Consider the following 17,844-nt stretch of genomic DNA (forward strand, 5'->3'; position numbering starts at 1 on the left):
GTCTCGCTGACGCGACGTGCTCGTCCCTCGCACGGCGCTGCTCGCTTGATCACGGGCGGAAGACGCCGAAGCGGTCGGTGCCGCTGTAGGCCTGGTTGTCGATCACGGACAGGCAGATGCCCAGGACGGTGCGGGTGTCGCGGGGGTCGATGACCCCGTCGTCGTAGAGCATCCCGGAGAGGAAGTACGGCAGGGACTGCTCCTCGACCTGGGCCTCGACGAGCTCCTTGATGCCCCGGAAGCCCTCGGCGTCGAACTCCTGGCCCTTGGACTCCGCGGACTGCTGGGCCACGATCTCGAGCACCCCCGCGAGCTGGGCCGGCCCCATGACCGCGGACTTCGCCGAGGGCCAGGTGAAGAGGAAGCGCGGGTCGAAGGCGCGGCCGTTCATGCCGTAGTTGCCGGCGCCGTAGGAGGCACCCATGATCACCGTCAGGTGCGGGACGGTGGAGTTGCTGATCGCGTTGATCATCATCGCGCCGTGCTTGATGATGCCGCCCTGCTCGTAGTCCTTGCCGACCATGTAGCCGGTGGTGTTGTGCAGGAACAGCAGGGGCGTGTCGGTCTGGTTGGCCAGCTGCACGAACTGCGTCGCCTTCTGCGCCTCCTCCGAGAACAGCACGCCCTGGGCGTTGGCCAGGATCCCGATGGGGTGGCCGTGGAGCCGGGCCCACCCGGTCACCAGCGAGGTGCCGTAGAGGGGCTTGAACTCGTCGAAGACCTGGCCGTTCGTGTCGCTGACGCCGTCGCACAGTCGCGCGATGACCTCGCGGGGGTCGAACGGCTCCTTGAGGTCGGTCGGGATCAGGTCGAGCAGGCCGTCGGGGTCGGCGTCCGGCTCGGCGTACGCCGCGCCCTCGTTGGTCGAGGAGGGACGAAGTCCCGTCTCGAGACCCGGCGAGGTGCGCGCCTTCCTCCAGTTCAGCCGGGCGACGATGCGGCGCCCGATGCGGATCGCGTCGCGCTCGTCCTCGGCGAGGTAGTCGGCGAGACCGGAGGTGCGCGCGTGCATCTCCGCGCCGCCCAGGGACTCGTCGTCGGACTCCTCGCCGGTGGCCATCTTCACCAGCGGCGGCCCGCCGAGGAAGACCTTGGCCTGCTCCTTGACCATCACGGTGTAGTCGCTCATGCCGGGCACGTAGGCGCCACCGGCCGTGGAGTTGCCGAACACCAGCGCGACGGTGGGCTCCTTGCGGGCGCTGGCGCGCGTGATGTCGCGGAAGAGCTTGCCGCCGGGGATGAAGATCTCCTTCTGCGTCGGCAGGTCCGCACCTCCCGACTCGACCAGGGCGACGCTCGGGAGCCCGTTCTCCTGGGCGATCTGGGCGGCCCGGAAGATCTTCTTCACCGTCCAGGGGTTGGAGGCACCGCCCTTCACCGAGGGGTCGTTGGCGGTGATCATGCACTCGACGCCCTCGATCACCCCGATGCCGGTGACGACGCTGGCGCCGACGGTGAAGTCGGAGCCCCAGCCGGCCAGGGGGCTCAGCTCCAGGAAGGCCGAGCCCTCGTCGACGAGCAGCTCGATGCGCTCGCGCGGCATCAGCTTGCCGCGGCCGTGGTGGCGCGCGACGGACCGCTCGCCGCCGCCGGCCACCGCCTTCGCGTGCTCGGCGTCGAGCGCCTCGATCTTCTCGAGCATCGCCTCGCGGTTGGTCATGGTCACTGTTGCCTTTCGTCTTCAGGGGTTTCGAGGCTCAGGCCTAGCGGCCTTCGCACCTCAACCAGCGCGAGGCCGCTCATGTCGCGTAGCCGAGCAGCTTCGCGGCGAGGTCGGTGAGGACCTCGGTGGCGCCGCCGCCGATGGGGAGCAGCCGGGCGTCGCGGTAGTGCCGCTCGACCTCGGTGCCGTGCATGTAGCCGGTGCCGCCGTGCAGCTGGACCGCCTCGTCGCAGACGTACGTCGCGGCGTCGCAGGCCGTCTGCTTGGCCAGGCAGGCCTCGGCGATGACGCTCTCGCCAGCGACGTGGCGCGCGGCCACGGCGTGGGTGTAGGCGCGGGCGACCTCGACGCGGCGGTGCATCTCGACGAGCTTGTGGCGCACCACCTGGCGCGAGACGAGCGGCTGGCCGAAGGTCTCGCGCTCGCGGCAGTAGGCGGCGGTGAGCGCGAGCGAGCGGGCGGCGATGCCGTAGCCGTGGACCGCCAGCGCCATCCGCTCGACGACGAACTGCTCGGCGATGTACCAGAAGCCGGCGTCCTGCTCGCCGACCAGGTTGCCCACCGGCACCCGCACGTCGACGAAGGACAGCTCGGCGGTGTCGGAGCAGTGCCAGCCCATCTTGGCCAGCCCGCGATCGACGGTGAAGCCGGGCGAGTCCTTGTCGATGACCAGCAGGCTGACGCCGCCCGCGCCGGGACCGCCCGTGCGCACCGCGGTCGTGACGAAGTCGGCGCGCACCCCGCTGGTGATGAACGTCTTGGCGCCGTTGACGACGTAGTGCTCGCCGTCGCGCACCGCGGTCGTGCGCAGGCTGCCGACGTCGGAGCCGCCGCCGGGCTCGGTGATGGCGAGCGAGCCGATCAGCTCCCCCGCCAGCGTGGGCCGAACGTAGCGGGCGACCAGGTCGGGCGAGCCGTGGGCCGCGAGGTGGGGCAGGGCGATGCCGTGGGTGAACAGGCCGGCCATCAGGCCGCTCGAGGCGCCGGCGGCCAGCATCGCCTCCTGGAGCGCGACGGTGTCGAGCAGGTCGCCGCCCTCGCCCCCGACCGACTCGGGGAACGAGATGCCGAGCAGGCCCTGGCGCGCCGCGGCGACGTGCAGCTCGCGGGGGATGGACCCGGCGTCCTCCCACGCCTGGAGGTGCGGCGCGACCTCGCGGCGGGTGAACTCGGTGGCGAGCTCGACCAGCGCCTCGCGGTGGTCGTCCGGCCTGGTCTCGGTGGCCGTCACAGCAGTCCCTCCTGGACGTGCACGATGCGGGAGCGGACCCACTCGCCCAGGCCCTTGGCCTGCGGGTCGAAGCGGGTCGAGGCGGCGACGCCCTCGCCGAGCAGGCCGCGGATGAGCACGTTGACGGCGCCGAGGTGCGGCAGGACGTAGACCTCGACGTCGAGGTCGCGCGCCTCGGGGATCAGCTCGCGCACCTTGCGCGGGCTCATGAACTTCGCCAGCCACGTCACGCGTGCGGCGTGCTTGTCGGCGTCGACGGTGTCGTCGTGGGCGACCCACAGGCCGAGGTTGGCGTCGCCGCCCTTGTCGCCGGAGCGGGCGTGCACGAAGGAGCCGAGCGGCGCGCGGCGCGTGAGCGAGTCGACCGGTGCGGGGTACGGCGAGGGGCGCTGGCCGTCGGCGTCGTCGGCGCGGGAGAAGTCGGTCGGGTCGGGCACGACCTCGCGGGTGCCGTCGGCGTGGACGACGGTGTGGGTGAGCGCCGAGCGGTCGACGTACTCGGGCCGGTAGATGCCGTAGGGCGTCGGCGGCCCGGGCGGCGCGGTCATCGTGAAGCCCGGGTACGACGCCAGCGCGAGCTCGACCGCGGGGCCGGTGAACGCCTTGCCGACCGGGCCGGCGTCGGGGTCCAGCACCGTGCAGCGCAGCAGGCAGGAGGCGCCCTCCTCGGTGTCGGCGTCGACGCCGGGCAGGGCGGTGCGGGTCCAGGCCACGGTGGCCGCGGTGAGCGAGGGCTCCAGCTGGGCGCGCACCCAGTCGGCCTTGGCGTCGATGTCGAGACCGGTGAGGACCAGCTCGAGGGAGTTGCGGAAGCCGCCGAGGGTGTTGACGCAGACCTTGAGCCGCTCGGGCGGCGCCTCGCCGGTGACCCCGGTGATCGCGACACGGTCGGGGCCCTCCTGCGAGAGCCGCACCGAGGCGAGGTCGGTGACGACGTCGGGGTTGAGGTAGCGGGTGCTCTGGATCTCGTAGACCAGCTGGGCGGTGACGGTGTCGACCGTGACCGCGCCCCCGGTGCCGTCCTGCTTGGTGACGACGCACGAGCCGTCGGCGGAGATCTCCGCGAGCGGGAAGCCGAGCGGGCGCCCGGTGTGGGGCAGCGTGCGGAAGCCGGAGAAGTTGCCGCCCGTGGCCTGCGTGCCGCACTCCAGCACGTGCCCCGCGACGACGGCGCCGGCCAGCTCGTCGTACGACGTCGGCGTCCAGCCGAAGTGCGCGACGGCCGGGCCGACGACCAGCGAGGCGTCGGTGACCCGGCCGGTCACGACGATGTCGGCGCCCTGGCGCAGCGCGGCGGCGATGCCGAAGCCGCCGAGGTAGGCGTTGGCGGTCAGGGCTCCGTCGAAGGACATCGACCGCAGGTCGTCGCCCTCGACGTGGGCGATCCGCGCGTCCAGGCCGAGACCCCTCGCGACCTCGCGCAGCTTGTCGGCGAGCCCGGCGGGGTTGAGGCCGCCGGCGTTGCTGACGATCCTGACGCCCTTCTCGAGCGCGAGCCCGAGGCAGTCCTCGACCTGGCGCACGAACGTGCGCGCGTAGCCCAGCGAGGGGTCCTTCATCGTGTCCTTGCCGAGGATCAGCATGGTCAGCTCGGCGAGGTAGTCGCCGGTGAGGACGTCGAGGCCCTGTCCGTCGTGGGTGCCCTCCAGCATCTCGCGCATGGCGGCCAGGCGGTCGCCGTAGAAGCCGGAGCAGTTGCCGATCCTGAGAGGTGTCGAGGCTCCCTCCGCTCGCACCTCAACCACCGTTCCTCGCCCGCCCCTCGCCCGGAGGTCCGGCGAAGCACTGCGCGATGCCCAGCCAGCGCTCGGCGTCGTCCCCCTCGGCCACCAGGGCGGTGTCGTCGCGGTGGACCCGCTGGGTGACCAGCAGGCAGAAGTCGTACGCCGGGCCGCTCACCCGCTGCGCGGCGTCCTCGGGGCCCCACACCCAGAGCTCGCCCGACGGCGAGGTGAGCTCGACGCGCGGCTCGTCGGCCGGGACCTCGAGGCCGTTGGTCACGAACGAGAACCCGCGGGTGCGCACCCCGATGTGGGCCACGTGGCGGATGCGGTCGGTGACCTCGGGCTCGGTGCCGAGGGCCTCGTAGACGTCCAGGGCGTGGGCCCAGGTCTCCATGAACCGGGCGGTCGCCATCGACGTCGCCGACATCGGCGGACCGAACCACGGCATCTTCTGGCCCTCGGGGAGCTCGCGCAGCGCCTCGGCGAGCTCGGTGCGGGCCTTGCCCCAGCGCGCGAGCAGCGCCGCCGGGGACAGCCGCGCCACCTCGTGGGCCGAGGCGTCCACGTAGCCGGTCGGGTCGGCGATGGCCTGGAGGACGAGCGCGTCCCAGGCCTCCTTGCCCTCGGGGCCGGTCAGCGAGCGCGCCGCGGCCGTGGCGGTCTCGTCGGTCCAGAGCAGGTGCGCCACCTGGGTGGCGACGGTCCAGCCGGCGGCCGGGGTGGGCGTGGCCCAGCCGCCCGCCTCGGAGCCGTCGAGGCCCGCGACGGCGCTCCACAACCGGTCGGACTCGGCGTCCAGGTCGGCGAGCAGGTCCTCGAGCAGCTGGTTCACGGGGTCTCCTTCAGGGCGGCGTCCAGGGTCAGGGCCCACTGGTCGAGGATCCCGGCGCGCCGGCGGGCGTCGTCGGTGATGGTGTCGGCGAGGCCGAGCCCACGGACCAGGTCGAGGGTCGCCTGGATCAGCTCCCGGGTCCCGGGTCGCGACTCGTCGGCCCCCAGCAGCTCGACGGTGAGGCGGTGCACCTCGCGGCCGACGCGCTGCTCCAGCGGGGCGACGGCGGCCAGCAGGGTCGGGTCGGTGCGGGCCGCGACCCACAGCTCCAGCGCCGCGGTGAAGACCGGCGAGGTGAAGTGGTCGCCGAGCATCGTCAGCACCTCGCGGGTGCGTCGCTCGCCCTGCGGGAGCCGCGAGGCGGCGGCGGCCAGCTCGGCGCCGCGCACCTCCGTCAGGTGCTCGACGGCGGCGACGACGAGGTCGTTCTTGGTCGGGAAGTGGTGCAGCTGGGCGCCCCGGCTCACCCCGGCCCGCTGGGAGACCAGCGTGGTGGTGGTGCCGCCGAAACCGCGCTCCACGAGCACCTCGACCGTGGCCTGCAGCAGGCGGGCCCGCATCGCCCGGGTGCGCTCCTCCTGGGGGACGCGCGTCACGGAGCCGCGCGTCAGGGGGCCGGTGGTCACGCTGAGAGCATGCCGCGCATCGAACAAACAGTCAAGCCTGACTTTTATTGCGAGCCGACGCTTGAGGAGAGCTTCTCCCCTCCAAGGACGAGAGGGGCAGCCGAGCGAGCACCCAGCGGGCCGTGCCGCGAGGCCACGGGCTGTCCCGACCGGGTGGTGCGCCAGACTTCCGCCATGCCCACGATCCTGATCACCGGAGCGTCCTCCGGCCTCGGCGCCGAGATGGCGCGCCAGTTCGCCGCGAAGGGCCACGACCTCGCCCTGTGCGCCCGCCGCACCGACCGGCTCGAGGAGCTGCGCGACGAGATCGCCGCCGCCCACCCCGAGCGCCGGGTGGTGCTCCGCGCGCTCGACGTCACCGACGACGGCCAGGTCTTCGAGGTGTTCCGCGCCTTCCGCGCCGACTTCGGCACCCTCGACCGGGTCATCGTCAACGCCGGGCTGGGCAAGGGCGCAGCCCTCGGCACCGGCCACTACGACGCCAACCGCGAGACCGCGATGACCAACTTCGTCGCGGCTCTCGCGCAGACGGAGGCCGCGATGGAGATCTTCCGCGACCAGGAGCACGGCCATCTGGTGATGGTCTCGTCGATGTCGGCGATGCGCGGCATGCCCAAGTCGATGACGACGTACGCCGCGACGAAGGCCGGCGCGGCCATGCTCGCCGAGGGCATCCGCAACGAGCTCTACGGCAAGCCGCTCGGCAAGCGGCTCAAGGTCACCGTGCTCTACCCCGGCTACATCGCCTCGGAGATGAACGACGCGGTCGCCGACAAGGCGCTGCTGATGACGTCCACCGAGAAGGGCGTCCGGTCGATGGTCAGCGCGATCGAGAAGCAGGTCGCCGACGCCTGCGTCCCGCCCCTCCCCTGGGCGCCCCTCTCCCTCCTCATGAAGCACGCCCCCCTCCCGGTCCTCAAGCGCCTCATGTGACCGCCCCGCCGGTCAGCGGTAGGTGAGGAGGTCTGCCGGGAGGTGGGCGTGCTCGTTGAAGGTGAGCAGGCGGGGGCCGGTGGAGCCGACCATCACGCGGGTGAGGGACGAGTTGACCGTCACGGTGTTGAAGCGTCCCCACAGCTGGGCGAGGGCGGCCGGGTCGCCCTCGGGCGCGACCAGGGCGGCCACGACGACCGCGATGGTGCCGCCCGAGCTCACGACCACGACGGTCCGGCCCGGCCCGGCGTCCTCGGCGGCCGCGGCCAGCGAGCCGCGCACGCGCGCGACGAAGGCGGCGTAGGACTCCGGGAAGCCGTCGTCCTCCCCCGCGGTCCAGCGGGCGGTGGCGCGCTCGAACAGCTCCTGGAACGCACGGCGGTCCAGCTCGCCGGGCGCGTCGCCGCGGTGGGCGGCGACCAGCCCCACGTGGTCGAACTCGTCCCACCCCGCGTCCACGGTCGTCGGCAGGCCGCTCCAGCCGGCGCCCTCGGCGATCGCCTCGGCGGTCTCGCGGTGGCGGCGCATGTCGCCGCGCACCACCGCGCTCGGCGTCACGCCCTGCGCGGCGAGCGCCGCGCCGAGCAGCCGCCCCTGCGCCCACCCGGTCTCGGAGAGCACGTCGTAGTCGGCGGCGCCGAACGACGCCTGGCCGTGGCGCACCAGCAGGACCTGACCCATCGGCCGCGCCCCGTCAGCCGGCCGCGGCGACGAGCCCGCGGCAGCGGGTCTCGAGGTAGCCGACCGCCGGGCCGAACACGGCGTACTGCTCGTTGGTGGTCTGCTGGTGGAAGTACCGGTACCAGATCTGCTGGGCGATGACGGCGAGCCGGAACAGGCCGAACACCTCGTAGAAGCGCCAGCGCTCGGGCGTCATGTCGAAGCCCATCCGCTCGCAGTAGTGCTCCACGACCTCGGCGCGGGTCCACATCCCGGGTGCGGTGGTGGGCTGCCGGCGGAACATCTGGAAGAACTCGTCGTCGCCCGCCTCGACCCAGTAGGACAGCATCCCGCCGAGGTCCATGAGCGGGTCGCCGACGGTGGCCATCTCCCAGTCGAGGACGCCGACCACGGTCATGGGGTCGTCGGCGTCGAGCACGAGGTTGTCGAAGCGGAAGTCGTTGTGGATCATCCGCTGCCCGACGTCGCCGGGCTTGTGGGCCTCGAGCCACGCGACGACGTCGGACCAGTCGCCGGTGTCGTCGGTGCGCGCGTCGGCGAACCGCTTCGTCCAGCCGCCCAGCTGGCGGTCGACGTAGCCCTCGCCACGCCCGAACGCCGCCAGCTCCGGCGAGGCCGTGACGTCGACCGAGTGCAGCGCCACCAGCACGTCGAGCACGCTCCCGCACAGCCGCGACACCTCCTCGGGCGGCAGGTCCCACGGCAGGTCGCGCCGCGGGATGGTGCCCTCGACGCGCTCCATCACGTAGAAGTCCGAGCCGATGACGCTGTCGTCGGTGCAGTGCCCGACCATCGTGGCGACGTACGGGAAGAGCGGGGCGAGCTCGCGCTGGATCACGAACTCCCGGCCCATGTCGTGCGCGCCGGCGGCCTTCACGCCGGCCGGAGGGCGGCGCAGGACGAGGTCGCGCTCCGGGTAGCGCAGCAGGTAGGTCAGGTTGGAGGCGCCTCCGGGGAACTGCCGCACCTCCGGCGTCGCGTCGAGGTCGTCGCGGAAGGCCAGCGCGTGCTCGCGCAGCCAGGCGGCGACCGCCTCGACGTCGAAGGCGTCCTCGTCGCGGACCGGCTTCGCCGGGTTTCCCTCGTCAGCCACGGGGCGCCCCCTCGAGCTTGGCGGCCTGCGCCCGCATCACCAGGTCGTACGTCGCCCGGTCGGACTGCTTGAGCCCGTGGGCGTCGCGCGCGGGCTGGTCGGGCACGATCAGCTCGTCGCCCCGGTCGAGCCCCTCGAGCACCGCGGCCGCGATGTCGGCGGCGCTGATCGGCGAGGTCTCGACGAGGTGGCTGACCACACCGGCCAGCTCGGTGTCGGCGCCGCGCATCGAGGACATCAGGTTGGTGCGGAAGTAGGAGGGGCACACGACGTGCGCCGTCACGCCGTACGCCGCCAGCTCGTGGCCGGTCGTCTCGGTGAGCGCGACGACGGCGGCCTTGCTGGCGTTGTAGGACGCCATGCCGGCGGGGTGGACCAGGCCGGCGAGCGAGGCGGTGTTGACGATCCGCCCCGAGCGCTGACGCTTGAGCATCGGGACGAAGGTGCGGGTGCCGCGGACCGCGCCGAAGAGGTTGATCTCGGTGATCCACTGCCACTCGTCCATCGTGGCGACGTCGAGCCGGCCACCGCCCGCGACGCCGGCGTTGTTGACGAGCACGTCGAGCCCGCCCCACGTGGCCTCCACGTGCGCGAGCGCCGCGGCCCAGTCGTCGTCCGACGTGATGTCGAGGCGGGCCCCCTCGTTGGTTGAGGAGCGAGCGCCGGCGAGCGTCTCGAAACCCCGCTCGTAGCTCACGTCCGTGCGCAGCACCTCGTCGCCGCGCGCCTCGAACGCCGCGGCCAGCGCCTCCCCGAGGCCGGAGGCGGCCCCGGTGACGAGGACCCGGCTCATCGCTTGGTCCCGTAGCGGCCGAGCTCGAGACGTGCGACGACCCCGAGGTGCACCTCGTCGGGGCCGTCCGCGAGCCGCAGCGAGCGGGCAGAGGTCCAGGCCTCGGCGAGCGGGAAGTCCGCCGAGAGCCCGCCCCCGCCGTGGATCTGCATCGCGAAGTCGATGACCTGCTGGGCCATGCGCGGCACGGCGACCTTGATCTGCGAGACCTCCGAGAGCGCGTTGACCGGGCCGCCGACGTCCAGCTTCCAGGCGGCGTTGAGCACCAGCAGGCGCGCCTGGTCGATCGCGATCCGGGCCTCGGCGATGCGCTCGCGGTTGCCGCCGAGGTTGACCAGGGGCTTGCCGAACGCCGTCCGCTCGGTGCCGCGCTCGCAGATCCTCTCCAGCGCCATCTCGGCCAGGCCGATCAGCCGCATGCAGTGGTGGACGCGGCCGGGGCCGAGCCGGCCCTGGGCGATCCCGAACGCCTCGCCCGGGCCGCTGAGGATGTTCGTCACCGGCACCCGCACGTCGGTGAAGGAGACCTCGCCGTGGCCGAGCGGCTCGTCGTAGAGGCCCATCACGCTCAGCATCCGCTCGACCTTGACGCCGGGGGTGTCGCGCGGGACGAGGACCATCGAGTGCCGGTGGTGACGGTCGGCGTCGGGATCGGTGAGCCCCATGAAGACCAGGACCTTGCAGTCGGGGTGACCGATGCCGGTCGACCACCACTTGCGGCCGTTGATGACGACCTCGTCGCCGTCGAGGACCGCGGTGGCCTCCATGTTGGTGGCGTCGGAGGACGCGACGCCGGGCTCGGTCATCGTGAACGCCGAGCGGATGCGGCCGTCGAGCAGCGGCTCGAGCCACTCGCGGCGCTGCTCCTCGGTGCCGTAGCGCAGCAGCACCTCCATGTTGCCGGTGTCCGGGGCGTTGCAGTTGAGGACCAGCGGCGTGATCGCCGAGCGGCCGCTGAGCTCGGCGATGGGCGCGTAGTCGACGTTGGTCAGGCCCTCGCCACCGTCGGTGCCGAACCGTGCGGCGTACTCGCCGGCGTGCTCGTGGGGCAGGAAGAGGTTCCACAGCCCGCGCTCGCGGGCCTTGGCCTTGAGCTCCTCGATCAGTGGCAGCGGCTGCCACGGGTCGCCGGTGAGGCGGGCCTGGGCGAGGTCGCGGTGGTAGGCCTCCTCCGCCGGCTCGATCTCGGTCTCGATCAAGTCCTTGACGCGGGCGGTCAGGTCGGCGGCGCGCGGTGACGGAGAGAAGTCCACGTACCGCACAGTAGTGCGACCATGCTCACGTGCTGACCCCGATCCGCGCCCTCGCCGCCCTCGCCCTGGCGACGCTGCTCGTCACCGGCTGCAGCGGCGAGGAGGAGCCCGGCGACGCGTCCGCGCCGACGAACGAGCTCGTGCCCCGCCAGGGGCCGCCCCGCAGCCTCGAGCTCGACGGGGAGTCCTCCCCCGAGGATGCCGACGCCGTCCGCGACGGGTTGGTCGCCCTGTGGGTGGGCGACGACGCGACCGAGGAGGACGTCGCCACCGGTGAGTGCTTCGCGGCGGCCCTGCTGGAGGGAACGACCCCGGAGCAGCTGACCGATGTGGGCATCCTCGACCTGAGCGGCACCGTCGTCGACGAGCTCCAGGTCCTCGACCGGGAAGGGGCCGAGCTGTGGGTCGACGCGCAGCTGGCCTGCACCGACTTCGTCGAGGAGTCGACGCGCGCCCAGGTCGCCGCCACCAAGGGCAAGGTCGACGCCGCGGCGTACGAGACCTGCCTGCGCGGCGCCCTCACCGAGGACCAGCAGCGCGACGCGGCGATCGCCTCGGTGATGGGCGACCTGTCCGGCGACGCCGTCGCCGCCCTCAGCCGGGCCCAGCTGACCTGCGTCCAGCAGACCCTGCCACCGGACTGAGACGCCACCGACCCGCCCGAGGATCCTCGGACGGGTCGGTGGTCGGGCGGGCTAGGCGGGGAAGGCGCCGCCGGTCTCCGCGAGCTCGCGGAGGTGGGCGGTGGGCCGGAACCGGTCGCCGTACGTCGCGGCCAGCTCGTCGGCGCGCTTCACGAACGCCTTCAGGCCGATCTCGCCGTCGGCGCCTTCGTAGCCGGTCATGAACTGCGCGGCGCCGCCGGTCATCGGCGGGAAGCCGATGCCCATGATGGAGCCGATGTTGGCCGCGGCGGCGGACTCGATCACGCCCTCCTCGAAGCACTTGGCGGTCTCGAGCGCCTCGGCGAAGAGCATCCGGTCCTTGACGTCCTGGAGCGGGATCTGCTGCTCGGCGACGGGGAACAGCTCGCTCAGGCCCGACCAGATGGACTGGCGCTTGCCGGCCTCGTCGTAGTCGTAGAAGCCGGCGCCGCGCAGGCGACCGGCGCGACCGGCCTGCAGCATCGTGTCGACGACCGCGGTGCCGGGGTGCTCAGGGGCGGGGCTGCCCTCGCGCTCGGCGGCCTCGCGGGTCGCCTTGGCGATCTTGGCCATGAGCTCGAGGTTGAGCTCGTCGGAGAGCTGCAGCACGGGCGCGGGGTAGCCGGCCTGGGTGGTGGCTCGCTCGATCGTCCAGGGCTGCACGCCCTCGGCGAGCATCGCCATGCCCTCGTTGACCATGAAGCCGATGACGCGCGAGGTGTAGAAGCCGCGGCTGTCGTTGACGACGATCGGCGTCTTGCGGATCTGCTGCACGACGTCGTACGCCTTGGCCAGCGCGGCGTCCGAGGTCGCCTTGCCCTTGATGATCTCGACCAGCGGCATCTTGTCCACGGGGCTGAAGAAGTGCAGCCCGATGAAGTCGGCCGGGCGGTCGACGCCCTCGGCGAGCTCGGTGATCGGCAGCGTCGAGGTGTTGGAGCACAGGAGCGCGTCGGCGTTGACGTACGGCGCGATCTCGGCGAACACCTGGTGCTTGAGCGAGGGGTCCTCGAAGACGGCCTCGATCACCAGGTCGCAGCCGGCGAGGGCGGCGGGGTCGGTGGTGGCGGTGATCCGGCCCAGCAGCTCGGCCTTCTTGTCCTCGGTGGACTTGCCGCGCGAGATCGCCTTGTCCAGCAGGGTCTCGGAATAGGCCTTGCCCTTGTCGGCGCTGGCCTGCTCGACGTCCTTGAGGACGACCTCCATGCCCGCACGCGCGCAGGAGTAGGCGATGCCGGCGCCCATCATGCCGGCGCCCAGGACGCCGACCTTGGTGGCCTTGAACGGCTCGAAGCCGTCGGGGCGCAGCGAGCCGGAGTTGATGGCCTGCAGGTCGAAGAAGAACGCCTGGATCATGTTCTTCGAGCCCTGGTTGACGATCAGGTTCGTGAGGTAGCGCGACTCGATGCGCGAGGCGGTGTCGAAGTCGACCTGCGCGCCCTCGACCGCGGCGCTCAGGATCGCGCGGGCGGCGGGGTAGAGCGCGCCCTTGGTCTGCTTGCGCAGCAGCGCGGGGAACGCCGGGAGGAAGCCTGCGAGGGCCGGAGACTTCGGGGTGCCGCCGGGCATCTTGTAGCCGGGGGCGTCCCAGGGGTTCTTCGAGGCCTCGGGGTTGGCCTTGATCCAGGCCTTCGCGGCCGGGACGAGGTCCTCTCGGGTGGCGACGAGCTCGTCGACCAGGCCCTTCTCCTTGGCGGTGCCCGGGTTGAACTGGGTGCCCTGGAGCAGGACGTCCATCAGGCCGGACTGGATGCCGAGCAGGCGCACGATGCGGGTGACGCCGCCGCCGCCGGGCAGCAGGCCCAGGCTGGACTCGGGCAGGCCGAGCTTGACCGAGGAGTCGTCGACGACGATGCGGTGGTTGGTGGCCAGCGCGATCTCGAAGCCGCCACCGAGCGCGGCGCCGTTGATGGCGGCCACGACGGGGCGCGGGAAGGTCTCGAGGCGGCGCAGGCCGGCCTTGACGCTCTCGGCGAGCGAGAACACCGAGGCGGCGTCGTCCTTGGTCGCCTGGACCATGGACTTCAGGTTGCCGCCGGCGAAGAAGGTCTTCTTCGCGGAGGCCACGACGACGCCGGTGACGTCGTCCGCCTCGGCGTACAGGCGGTCGACGGCGTCAGCCATCGAGGAGATGTAGAGCTCGTTCATCGTGTTGGCGCTGGCCGTCGGGTCGTCGAGGGTCAGCGTGACGATGCCGTCGGCGTCGCGCTCGTAGTGCACAGCGGTCTGGGTGGTGGTGCTCATCTGGGTGTCCTGTTCGTCTGAGGAGCGGTTCTGTGGGTGGTGACGGTGAGCGTTCGGCTCACGGGGTCTCGGCACGCGGGTCACGGCTTCGCAAGCTCAGCCGTGCCGCTGCTCGACCTGGCGCCTGGGCGGGCGTCGCGCTCGTTCCTCGCGCGACACCCGGGCGCTCACGTCACACCAGCTCGACGATGGTCGCGATGCCCATGCCGCCGCCGACGCAGAGCGTGGCGAGGCCGCGGCGCAGGTCGCGGCGCTGGAGCTCGTCGATGAGCGTGCCGAGGATCATCGCGCCGGTGGCGCCGAGGGGGTGGCCCATGGCGATGGCGCCGCCGTTGACGTTGGTGATCTCGTGGCTGATGCCCATGTCGCGCATGAAGCGCATCGCCACGGCGGCGAAGGCCTCGTTGATCTCGAACAGGTCGATGTCGTCGACGGTGAGGCCGGCCTTGGCGAGCGCCTTGCGGGCCGCGGGGGCCGGGCCGGTCAGCATGATGACCGGGTCGGCGCCGGAGACGGCGGTCGCCAGGACGCGGGCGCGAGGCGTGAGGCCCAGGTCGGTGCCGACCTGCTCGGAGCCGATCAGCGTGATCGCGGCGCCGTCGACGATGCCGGAGGAGTTGCCGGCGTGGTGGACGTGGTTGATCTTCTCGACCCAGTGGTACTTCTCCAGCGCGACGTCGTCGAAGCCGGCGTCGGCGCCGATCTGGGCGAAGGACGGCTTGAGGCCGGCGAGGCCCTCGGGGCTGGTGTCGGGGCGGATCGTCTCGTCGTGGTCGAGGACGGTGAGGCCGCTGATGTCCTTGACGGGGATGACCGAGCCGCCGAAGTAGCCGTTGGCCCAGGCCTTGGCGGCGCGGTGGTGCGACTCGGCGGCGTACGCGTCGACGTCGTCGCGGGTCCAGCCCTCGACGGTCGCGATCAGGTCGGCGCCGATGCCCTGCGGCACGAAGCCGGCCTTGAAGGCGGTGGCCGGGTCGGAGGCCCAGGCGCCGCCGTCGGAGCCCATGGGCACGCGGCTCATGGACTCGACGCCGCCGGCGAGGATCAGGTCCTCGAAGCCGCCACGGACGCGGGACGCGGCCTGGTTGACGGCCTCGAGGCCCGAGGCGCAGAAGCGGTTGAGCTGGACGCCGGCGACGGTGTCGGGGTAGCCGGCCGCCAGCGCGGCGGTCTTGGCGATGTCGCCACCCTGGTCGCCGATCGGGGAGACGACGCCGAGCACGACGTCGTCGACGCGGGCCGGGTCGAGGCCGGGGTTGCGGTCCTTGACCGCGTCGAGCAGGCCGACCACGAGGTCGACGGGCTTGACCTCGTGCAGGGAGCCGTTGGCCTTGCCCTTGCCGCGCGGCGTACGGATGTGGTCGTACACGAATGCTTCTGCCATGACCGTCCTCGATGTTGGGTGACGCGATGTGGAGACGAGCGTGTGGGTCGGGTGCGTGGTCCTCCCGAGAACACCGATTGTGACACTATTGCTGTCACAATCGTCAAGGCCCCGGGTGTGGCCTCACTCACCCGGCGCCGCGAGTCCGCCACGAAGGAGGCAGGCATGAACCACGAGTCCGTCACCGGCGGCGTCGACGAGCTGCGCGGCCTGCTCACGCTGGACGAGCTCACCAACCGCGTTGGGATGAGCGTGCGCAACGTGCGCTTCTACACCACCAAGGGCCTCGTGCCGCCCCCGCTGCGCCGCGGCCGGTCGGGCTACTACACGCCCGACCACGTGGCCCGGCTCGAGCTGGTCCAGGAGCTGCAGAGCCACGGCTTCACCCTCGCCGCGATCGAGGGCTACCTCGCCGGCATCCCCGACGACGCCAGCCCCGAGGACATCGCGCTGCGGCGCACGATGCTCGCCCCGTGGCAGGCCGGCCGCCCGGTGGTCCTGAGCCTCGCCGACCTCGAGCGCCGCTGCGACCGGGCGCTGTCGGAGGACGACCTGCAGGTGCTCGCCGCACTCGGCATCGCCGAGCCCGTCGGCGAGGAGACCTACGAGGTCGCGCAGTCGCAGCTCTCCGTCGGCCTGGCCCTGCTCGACCTGGGCTACCCGCTCGAGGCGGCGGTCGCCACCGGCGAGATCTACCGCCGCCACGGCCGCGAGCTGGCGCACGAGCTGTACGACGTCTTCCGCCGGATGGTGTGGCCGGTCTACCGCGAGTCCGGCGCCACGCCCGAGACCGTGCAGGCCGTCGTCGAGCGCCTCAAGCCGTTGTCCGTCGCCAGCCTCGTGTCCGCCTACGAGGCCGGCATGGACGAGACCAAGCGCGAGAACATCGCACGGAAGGCTCGGGGCTGACGGTCGCCGGCGGTGGAGTTTCGCCGGTCGACCGGCGTTTCTGGAGGTTCTGGGCCAAAGTTTCGTACCCCTAGCGTGAGTTTCGCCGGTCGACCGGCGAATCTCCCCGGCCGCACAACGCACCAGCGCCCGCCACCGTGAGGTGACGGGCGCTGCGTGGTCGGGCTGAGGGGTCAGCGACGACCGGAGCTGAACGACGCGGCGGTGTGGCTGCCGCCGGAGGAGGACGACGAGGACGAGCCGCGCGAGCGGCCGCCACCGGAGCGACCGCCGCCGGCGTTGCCGCCGGACTTGGGCGCCGCCTTGGCGGAGCCGCCGCGACCGCGGCCGCCACCACCGCCGCCGGACTTGGGCTGGCCGCCGGAGCGACCACCGCCACCGCCACCGCCGGAGCGACGACGCGGGCCGCTGCCGCTGCCGACCGGCCGCGAGCCGGAGGACTCGGGGCGGTCGAGCTCGATGCCGCCGACGACCACCGTGCGCTCGCCGGGGGCGAGCGTGGTGAGCATCGGGTGCGAGGCGTTGTCGATGCGCGTGGTGGTCGGCTTGATGCCGGCCGCGCGGGTCAGCTGGCGCACGTCGCGCACCTGGTCGTCGGTCATCAGCGTGATGACGGTGCCCGCGGCGCCGGCTCGCGCCGTACGGCCCGAGCGGTGCAGGTAGGCCTTGTGCTCGGTCGGCGGGTCGGCGTGCACGACGAGGGCCACGTCGTCGACGTGGATGCCGCGCGCGGCGATGTCGGTCGCGACCAGGGTCGTGGCCTTGCCGGAGTGGAACATCTCCATGTTGCGCGTGCGCGCGTTCTGGCTCAGGTTGCCGTGCAGGTCGACCGAGGGCACGCCCGACTTGTTGAGCTGACGGGCCAGCGCCTTCGCGCCGTGCTTGGTGCGGGTGAAGACGACCGTGCGGCCCGGCGCGCTGGTCAGGTCGACCAGGATCGAGACGCGGTGCTCGCGGGCGACGTGCAGGACGTGGTGGTCCATGGTCGACACCGGCGACTGCGCCGAGTCGGCCTCGTGGACCTTCGGGGAGTGCAGGAAGCGCTTGACCAGGACGTCGATCGCCTTGTCGAGCGTCGCCGAGAACAGCAGGCGCTGACCTGACTGCGGGGTCTTGTCCATGATCCGGCGTACGGCGGGCAGGAAGCCGAGGTCGGCCATGTGGTCGGCCTCGTCGAGCACGGTGACCTCGATGTTGCCGAGGTCGAGGTGGCCCTGCTGCATCAGGTCCTCGAGGCGACCGGGGCAGGCGACGACGATGTCGACGCCCTTGCGGAGGCCCTGGACCTGCGGGTTCTGGCCGACGCCACCGAAGACGGTGATCGTCGAGAAGCCGGCGGCCTTGGCCAGCGGCTGCAGCGCGGCGTGGATCTGGCCCACGAGCTCGCGGGTCGGCGCCAGGATCAGCGCACGCGGCGACTTGGGCGCCGCGCGGCGACCGGAGTCGGAGAGCCGCGAGATCATCGGCAGGAGGAAGGCGTAGGTCTTGCCGGAGCCGGTGCGGCCCCGGCCGAGGACGTCACGGCCGGCCAGCGAGTCGGGCAGCGTGGCCGCCTGGATCGGGGTCGGGACCGTGATGCCGGCCTCGGAGAGGATGGAGACGAGCTCGGACGGAACGCCGAGCGCGGCAAAGGAGGGCGAAGCAGTATTCACAGGGAGTCACTAACGTTGGTGTGTCTCACCAAGCTGGCCCGTCGGCGACGGGCGGGAAGCATGTGCCTCACGAAGGAGGGGCGCGACCGGGACCGAGGATCTCGTGCGCGCGGGAGCTCGAGGCAAGACTGAACGAGCTGCTGAAGCAAGCCTAGGGCAACCGGCCGCACAACCCGGCATTG

Annotated in this window: 15 protein-coding genes; 3 read left to right on the forward strand and 12 right to left on the reverse strand. The window is 72.3% G+C overall.

Annotation, left to right across the window (positions count from 1 at the left end; genetic code table 11):
* Positions 1-49: 49 nt before the first annotated feature.
* From IRQ30_RS08620 to IRQ30_RS08640, 5 genes are all read right to left on the reverse strand, one after another.
* Entirely contained in the window at positions 50-1,660 is a 1,611-nt protein-coding gene (locus IRQ30_RS08620; RefSeq protein WP_193612524.1) for an acyl-CoA carboxylase subunit beta, read from the reverse strand.
* 79 nt (positions 1,661-1,739) lie between these two features.
* The gene (locus IRQ30_RS08625) at positions 1,740-2,894 is read right to left on the reverse strand and encodes an acyl-CoA dehydrogenase family protein (RefSeq protein ID WP_338089627.1); all 1,155 of its coding nucleotides are present in this window, start codon (positions 2,892-2,894) and stop codon (positions 1,740-1,742) included.
* Positions 2,891-4,630 carry an acyclic terpene utilization AtuA family protein gene (locus tag IRQ30_RS08630; protein ID WP_338089628.1) on the reverse strand — a complete coding sequence of 580 codons (1,740 nt, stop codon included), beginning with the start codon at positions 4,628-4,630 and terminating at the stop codon, positions 2,891-2,893. Before IRQ30_RS08630 ends, IRQ30_RS08625 begins: the two co-directional genes overlap by 4 nt.
* A 1-nt stretch (position 4,631) precedes the next feature.
* A complete protein-coding gene (locus tag IRQ30_RS08635; RefSeq protein WP_338089629.1) occupies positions 4,632-5,450 on the reverse strand; it encodes a TIGR03084 family metal-binding protein in 819 nt (272 codons plus the stop codon).
* Positions 5,447-6,076: a TetR/AcrR family transcriptional regulator gene (locus tag IRQ30_RS08640; RefSeq protein ID WP_338089630.1), complete on the reverse strand. Its 630-nt coding sequence runs from the start codon at positions 6,074-6,076 to the stop codon at positions 5,447-5,449. Before IRQ30_RS08640 ends, IRQ30_RS08635 begins: the two co-directional genes overlap by 4 nt.
* A gap of 174 nt (positions 6,077-6,250) precedes the next feature.
* Between IRQ30_RS08640 and IRQ30_RS08645 the strand changes: the two genes are divergently transcribed.
* Positions 6,251-7,009, forward strand: a complete 759-nt coding sequence (locus tag IRQ30_RS08645; RefSeq protein ID WP_193612525.1) for an SDR family oxidoreductase — start codon at positions 6,251-6,253, stop codon at positions 7,007-7,009.
* Positions 7,010-7,021: 12 nt separating this feature from the next.
* On the opposite strand, the gene IRQ30_RS08650 is transcribed toward IRQ30_RS08645, so the two are convergent.
* The 4 genes from IRQ30_RS08650 to IRQ30_RS08665 are packed head-to-tail and all read right to left on the reverse strand — an operon-like array spanning position 7,022 to position 10,829.
* Positions 7,022-7,690 (reverse strand): histidine phosphatase family protein, encoded by a 669-nt coding sequence (locus tag IRQ30_RS08650; protein WP_193612526.1) that lies wholly within the window; start codon positions 7,688-7,690, stop codon positions 7,022-7,024.
* Between the two features lie 13 nt (positions 7,691-7,703).
* Entirely contained in the window at positions 7,704-8,783 is a 1,080-nt protein-coding gene (locus IRQ30_RS08655; protein ID WP_193612527.1) for a phosphotransferase, read from the reverse strand.
* A complete protein-coding gene (locus IRQ30_RS08660) occupies positions 8,776-9,576 on the reverse strand; it encodes an SDR family NAD(P)-dependent oxidoreductase (RefSeq protein ID WP_193612528.1) in 801 nt (266 codons plus the stop codon). The genes IRQ30_RS08655 and IRQ30_RS08660 overlap by 8 nt, the downstream gene beginning before the upstream one ends.
* Positions 9,573-10,829 carry an acyl-CoA dehydrogenase family protein gene (locus tag IRQ30_RS08665; RefSeq protein ID WP_193612529.1) on the reverse strand — a complete coding sequence of 419 codons (1,257 nt, stop codon included), beginning with the start codon at positions 10,827-10,829 and terminating at the stop codon, positions 9,573-9,575. Before IRQ30_RS08665 ends, IRQ30_RS08660 begins: the two co-directional genes overlap by 4 nt.
* Before the next feature lie 29 nt (positions 10,830-10,858).
* Between IRQ30_RS08665 and IRQ30_RS08670 the strand changes: the two genes are divergently transcribed.
* Positions 10,859-11,473 (forward strand): hypothetical protein, encoded by a 615-nt coding sequence (locus tag IRQ30_RS08670; RefSeq protein WP_193612530.1) that lies wholly within the window; start codon positions 10,859-10,861, stop codon positions 11,471-11,473.
* A gap of 51 nt (positions 11,474-11,524) precedes the next feature.
* Here the strand turns inward: IRQ30_RS08670 and IRQ30_RS08675 are convergent, their stop codons facing one another.
* Positions 11,525-13,717: a 3-hydroxyacyl-CoA dehydrogenase NAD-binding domain-containing protein gene (locus IRQ30_RS08675; RefSeq protein ID WP_193612531.1), complete on the reverse strand. Its 2,193-nt coding sequence runs from the start codon at positions 13,715-13,717 to the stop codon at positions 11,525-11,527.
* Positions 13,718-13,889: 172 nt separating this feature from the next.
* On the reverse strand, positions 13,890-15,101 hold the full coding sequence (locus IRQ30_RS08680) for an acetyl-CoA C-acetyltransferase (RefSeq protein WP_193607603.1): 1,212 nt from the start codon (positions 15,099-15,101) through the stop codon (positions 13,890-13,892).
* A gap of 165 nt (positions 15,102-15,266) precedes the next feature.
* On the opposite strand from IRQ30_RS08680, the gene IRQ30_RS08685 reads away from it, so the two are divergent.
* Positions 15,267-16,010 (forward strand): MerR family transcriptional regulator, encoded by a 744-nt coding sequence (locus IRQ30_RS08685; RefSeq protein WP_193612532.1) that lies wholly within the window; start codon positions 15,267-15,269, stop codon positions 16,008-16,010.
* A 173-nt stretch (positions 16,011-16,183) separates the two neighbouring features.
* Here IRQ30_RS08685 and IRQ30_RS08690 read toward each other — a convergent pair whose 3' ends face one another.
* Positions 16,184-17,662 carry a DEAD/DEAH box helicase gene (locus IRQ30_RS08690; protein WP_193612533.1) on the reverse strand — a complete coding sequence of 493 codons (1,479 nt, stop codon included), beginning with the start codon at positions 17,660-17,662 and terminating at the stop codon, positions 16,184-16,186.
* Positions 17,663-17,844: the final 182 nt, after the last annotated feature.

The sequence above is a fragment of the Nocardioides lijunqiniae genome (assembly GCF_015024225.1).
In the GTDB taxonomy this organism is placed as follows: Bacteria; Actinomycetota; Actinomycetes; order Propionibacteriales; family Nocardioidaceae; genus Nocardioides; species Nocardioides lijunqiniae.

Coding starts and splice junctions, on each gene's coding strand:
- IRQ30_RS08620 (WP_193612524.1), bottom strand. CDS start 1,660: ATGACCAACCGCGAGGCGATGCTCGAGAAGATCGAGGCGCTCGACGCC.
- IRQ30_RS08685 (WP_193612532.1), top strand. CDS start 15,267: ATGAACCACGAGTCCGTCACCGGCGGCGTCGACGAGCTGCGCGGCCTG.
- IRQ30_RS08650 (WP_193612526.1), bottom strand. CDS start 7,690: ATGGGTCAGGTCCTGCTGGTGCGCCACGGCCAGGCGTCGTTCGGCGCC.
- IRQ30_RS08660 (WP_193612528.1), bottom strand. CDS start 9,576: ATGAGCCGGGTCCTCGTCACCGGGGCCGCCTCCGGCCTCGGGGAGGCG.
- IRQ30_RS08675 (WP_193612531.1), bottom strand. CDS start 13,717: ATGAGCACCACCACCCAGACCGCTGTGCACTACGAGCGCGACGCCGAC.
- IRQ30_RS08645 (WP_193612525.1), top strand. CDS start 6,251: ATGCCCACGATCCTGATCACCGGAGCGTCCTCCGGCCTCGGCGCCGAG.
- IRQ30_RS08680 (WP_193607603.1), bottom strand. CDS start 15,101: ATGGCAGAAGCATTCGTGTACGACCACATCCGTACGCCGCGCGGCAAG.